The following is a 3,777-nucleotide window of genomic DNA, read 5'->3' on the forward strand; positions in this document are numbered from 1 at the left end:
CCGTCAGACCGATCGCCGCGAGCATCGCCGCCACATCCTCCGGGTGCGGCACCCGCTTCCCGGTCTCCCACTGCGAGATCGTCGTGTGCGACATCCCCAACCGCCGCGACACCTCCCGCACACCGAAACTCGTCTCAGTCCGCGCCCGCCGCAACGCGGACGCCAACGCACGAGTGCGGGGCGTACCTGCGGTGTCGGCCACGTTCCACACCCTACGGCCCTTGATGTTCATCCCAAAGATCACCTCGACAGGTAGCGGACACGGTTGTGAAAACACCCCGTGACCAGGTCAGCTCGGTCCGTGACCACCGGCCGGGCAGAACTCGTTGGCGACGTCGGCCTTCGACCCGAGCGGCAGATTGGCGGTCGTGTCGGCGACCCTTGGCAGCCTCTGGACATCGAAGGGACCCGACCTCGCGGTGATCGCGGGCGGCGGCGTGCTCACCGCCATCGGGTTGCTGACCTTGGGGCGCAGACGCCCGCGGGAAGCGGGCTGGGTCGGACTCGCGTGGTTCTCGGTCGCAGTCGCCTGCCTGATCGGCCTGGGTCGCACCACGGCGGGCGAGAACATCGGCCTGGTGAGCCGGTACTCGATCGTCGCGGCACTGGCGGCCTGCGCCGTGATCGGCTTGGTCGCGCTCCGCGAAACAGCGCGGGCCAGGCACCTCGTGGCGGGTGTCCTCGCAATCGGGCTCGTCACTCATGCTGTCGGCGCGCCGAAGGCCGCGGACGTGCGCCGGGCATATGCGCCGCTTGAGGTCGCGGCGATCGCGTTGCGAGTGGAGGCACCGGGTGCGCTTGCCGAACTGCGAATCGCCCCGGGGGTGATCCCCGCGGCGAAAGCGCTTGGAATGAAGCCCTTCGGCACGGCCCTCTCCTTGGGCTGCGGCTACCAGCTCGGCGACCGATCAGCTCTCGAGTCCATCCACGAGCTGCCCGCAGGCACCGGGGTCGTGGACACGGAATCGGGCGACCGGGTCCAGTCAGGATGGACCGCGGTCGATGGCCGTCCGGCCGAGTGCGTGCTGGTCATCGACCACACGGGAACGATCGTCGGGGGCGGCGTCGCCGGACTCGCCCACCCCGGCGTCCGGGTAGAGGCGGGATGGCGTGCCGTCGCCAGGCCGGACGCCGTGCACCCGATGGTCGTCGCGGTCGTCGGCGGGACGCTGTACCGCGTTCCCACCGAGCTGTGAGGTATCGCGGAAGACCACCCAGCGCATGGCGCAGTACATGTAGACCGCTTCGCAGGCGCCCGCCAAGACCCGCGCCAGGTGGTATTCGACGCCGAGGGCGGCCAGGCCGCTGCCGACGCCGAGGATCCACAGTAGGTAGTTGATGATCACGACCATCGTGTACGTCAGGGCCTGCGGGCCGACCGGGGCGTGGGAGCGGAAGTTCAGCGCCCGGTTCAACACGAAGCTCAAGGCGAACGCCGCCGCATACGCCAGTGTGATGCTGAGCCACAGCGACTGCGCCAGTCCACTGTGGAGCAACGTCAGCAGGGCCAGGTCGACCAGGAACGTGAACCCGTTGATGACACCGAACCCGAGCAGGCTGGGCGGGATCACATCGGCGAGGCCGAACGGCAGGCGGCGGGTCACCGACTCCATGGCGGCATGGAAACCACGTGCGGTCAGAGCGGGGGGCATGCGGCCAGGTTCGCAGGGCAAGGTGACCGGAAAGCGGGCGGCCGGGAAACTCCTGGCCGCCCACCGGGGTCGGATATGCGGGCAGATGTCGTGGTACTCGGAGATCGGAGCGGAGCAAACCCCTGAGGAACCGGAAACGATGGCGCTCACTGCTGCGGAGGCCACAAGTCAGGGCAGGCGTTGGCCGATCAGCAAGGCACTGCCCGCGGCGATCAGCGCCGCCAGGGTGCCCAACACGAGCCACGGTTTGCTGGCGTCGGCTTCCTTGATTTCGTAGCCGATCTGCTCGCCGAGGGTGTCGTAGACCTTGCGCAGCTGCTCCGCCGTCGCGGCTCGGTAGAAGTCGCCGCCGGAGAGGTCGGCGATTTCCTTCATGGCGGTGTCGTCGACCGCGACCGACTGCACGCGTCCCTCGATGTCGACGGTGCCTTCCTTGGTGCCGAAGGAGATCGTGGTGATCGGGATCTTCCTGTCGGCCGCCGCCTTCGCCGCGGTGTACGACCCGCGCGGGTCTTCCTCGTTCTCCGTGGGGATGGTCTGCTTGCCGTCCGACATCAGCACGATGCGCGCGGGCGGTGGGCCCTCGGGGCCGCCGACGACCTGGGAGAAGCCCTCGATCGCCTGCAGCGCCGCGAAAATCGCCTCACCGGTGGCGGTGGACTGGGCCAGCTTCAGGTTGTCGATCGCCTTGGCCACGCCGACCCTGTCGGTGGTCGGCGCCACCAGGACGGTCGCGGTGCCTGCAAAGGTGATCAGCCCCAGGTTGACCCCGGGCGTGAGCCCCTCGGCGAAGGACTTGGCCGCCACCTGGGCCGCCTTGAGCCTGGTCGGCGCCACATCCGTGGCCTCCATCGACAGCGACACGTCGATCACCAGCATCACGGTGGCCCGGTTGCGCGGCACCTTCTGCTGCGCGGTCGGACCCGCCATCGCCGTGGTCAGCAGAACCAACCCGATGATCAACACGATCGCGGGCACATGCCGGACCCAGCCCTGCCGGTTCGGCGCGACCCGCTCCAGCAGTTCCAGGTTCGCGAACCGCAGCGTCCGCTTGCGCAGGAGGCGCTGCACGTAGAGGTAGCCGACGACGAGCGCGGCGACGGCGACCAGCAGGAGGAACCACCACGGGGTGGCGAAGTTGCGGAAACTCATGCGACGCCTCCGGACCAGCGGCGCTTGCGGGCCACGACGAAGCGGACAGTGTCGGCGATCCAGTCGGAGTCCGTGCGCAGCACCAGGTGCCCGCCGCCGGCCTGCCGGATCCCCTTGGCGACCGCCTCGCGGTGCTCGGCCGCGGCGGCGCCGAACTCCTTGCGCAGCAACGGTGACGCGGTGACCTCGCGCTGGCGACCGGTCTCCGGGTCAGCCAGCACCACGGTGCCCACGTCGGGAAGTTCGATGTCGCGCGGGTCGACGACCTCGACGCCGATCAGCTCGTGGCGCAGCGACAGCGCGCGCAGCGGACGCTGCCAGTCGGTCGGGCCGAGGAAGTCGGAGATGACCACGGCGAGCCCGCGCCTGCGCGGTGGCCTGCGGAGCTGCTCGATGGCGTTGGCCAGGTCGCCGCGGACGCCTTGGCTCGCCCGCGGAGTTTCGGCGACCTTGCGGACCAGGCCGCGCGCGTGGGCGAGCCCGCCGCGCGCGGGGATGCGGATCATCTTCTCGCCGGTGGAGATCAGCGCGCCGACCCGGTTCCCGCCGCCGCGGGTCAGGTGGGCGATCGCGGCGACGGCGGCGACGGCGAGGTCGCGCTTCTCGCATGCGGCGGTGCCGAAGTCCAGGCTCGCGGACAGGTCGACGACCAGCCAGGACTCCAGTTCACGGTCGGCGACGGTCTCGCGGATGTGCGGGACCGTCGTGCGCGCGGTGACCGCCCAGTCCATCCGGCGGACATCGTCGCCCGGCTGGTACGGCCGGGCCTCCCCCGGCTCCGAGCCCGGACCGGGCACGAGACCGAGGTGGTTGCCCTGCAGCAGGCCGTCGAGCCTGCGCCGGACGTCGATCTCCAGCAGCCGCAGGCCCGCTTCCATGCGGTCGCCCCGCAACACCGGCGGGGCCCAGTTCGGGCGCTCGCCCTCGGCGGCCTTGTGCCTGCTCACGGCCTGCCGGCCACCCCGGCCGGCGC

General features: G+C 70.6%; 4 protein-coding genes. All 4 read right to left on the reverse strand.

What is annotated here, in order from left to right; translation table 11 throughout:
• The coding region (locus ACRDSQ_RS08855) for a helix-turn-helix domain-containing protein (protein ID WP_431420333.1) at nucleotides 1-202 on the reverse strand (202 nt) is incomplete at its 3' end.
• Nucleotides 203-983: 781 nt separating this feature from the next.
• On the reverse strand, nucleotides 984-1,652 hold the full coding sequence (locus tag ACRDSQ_RS08860; protein ID WP_431420335.1) for a GtrA family protein: 669 nt from the start codon (nucleotides 1,650-1,652) through the stop codon (nucleotides 984-986).
• A gap of 168 nt (nucleotides 1,653-1,820) precedes the next feature.
• Nucleotides 1,821-2,804 (reverse strand): VWA domain-containing protein, encoded by a 984-nt coding sequence (locus ACRDSQ_RS08865; RefSeq protein ID WP_431420336.1) that lies wholly within the window; start codon nucleotides 2,802-2,804, stop codon nucleotides 1,821-1,823.
• Nucleotides 2,801-3,751 carry a DUF58 domain-containing protein gene (locus tag ACRDSQ_RS08870; protein WP_431420337.1) on the reverse strand — a complete coding sequence of 317 codons (951 nt, stop codon included), beginning with the start codon at nucleotides 3,749-3,751 and terminating at the stop codon, nucleotides 2,801-2,803. Before ACRDSQ_RS08870 ends, ACRDSQ_RS08865 begins: the two co-directional genes overlap by 4 nt.
• Nucleotides 3,752-3,777: the final 26 nt, after the last annotated feature.

Origin of the sequence: Actinokineospora sp. (genome assembly GCF_050699995.1) — a bacterium.
GTDB lineage: Bacteria > Actinomycetota > Actinomycetes > Mycobacteriales > Pseudonocardiaceae > Actinokineospora.

What these genes read in the sequence shown, in the direction of transcription:
- ACRDSQ_RS08860 (WP_431420335.1), bottom strand. Translation starts at nt 1,652, where the DNA reads ATGCCCCCCGCTCTGACCGCACGTGGTTTCCATGCCGCCATGGAGTCG.
- ACRDSQ_RS08865 (WP_431420336.1), bottom strand. Translation starts at nt 2,804, where the DNA reads ATGAGTTTCCGCAACTTCGCCACCCCGTGGTGGTTCCTCCTGCTGGTC.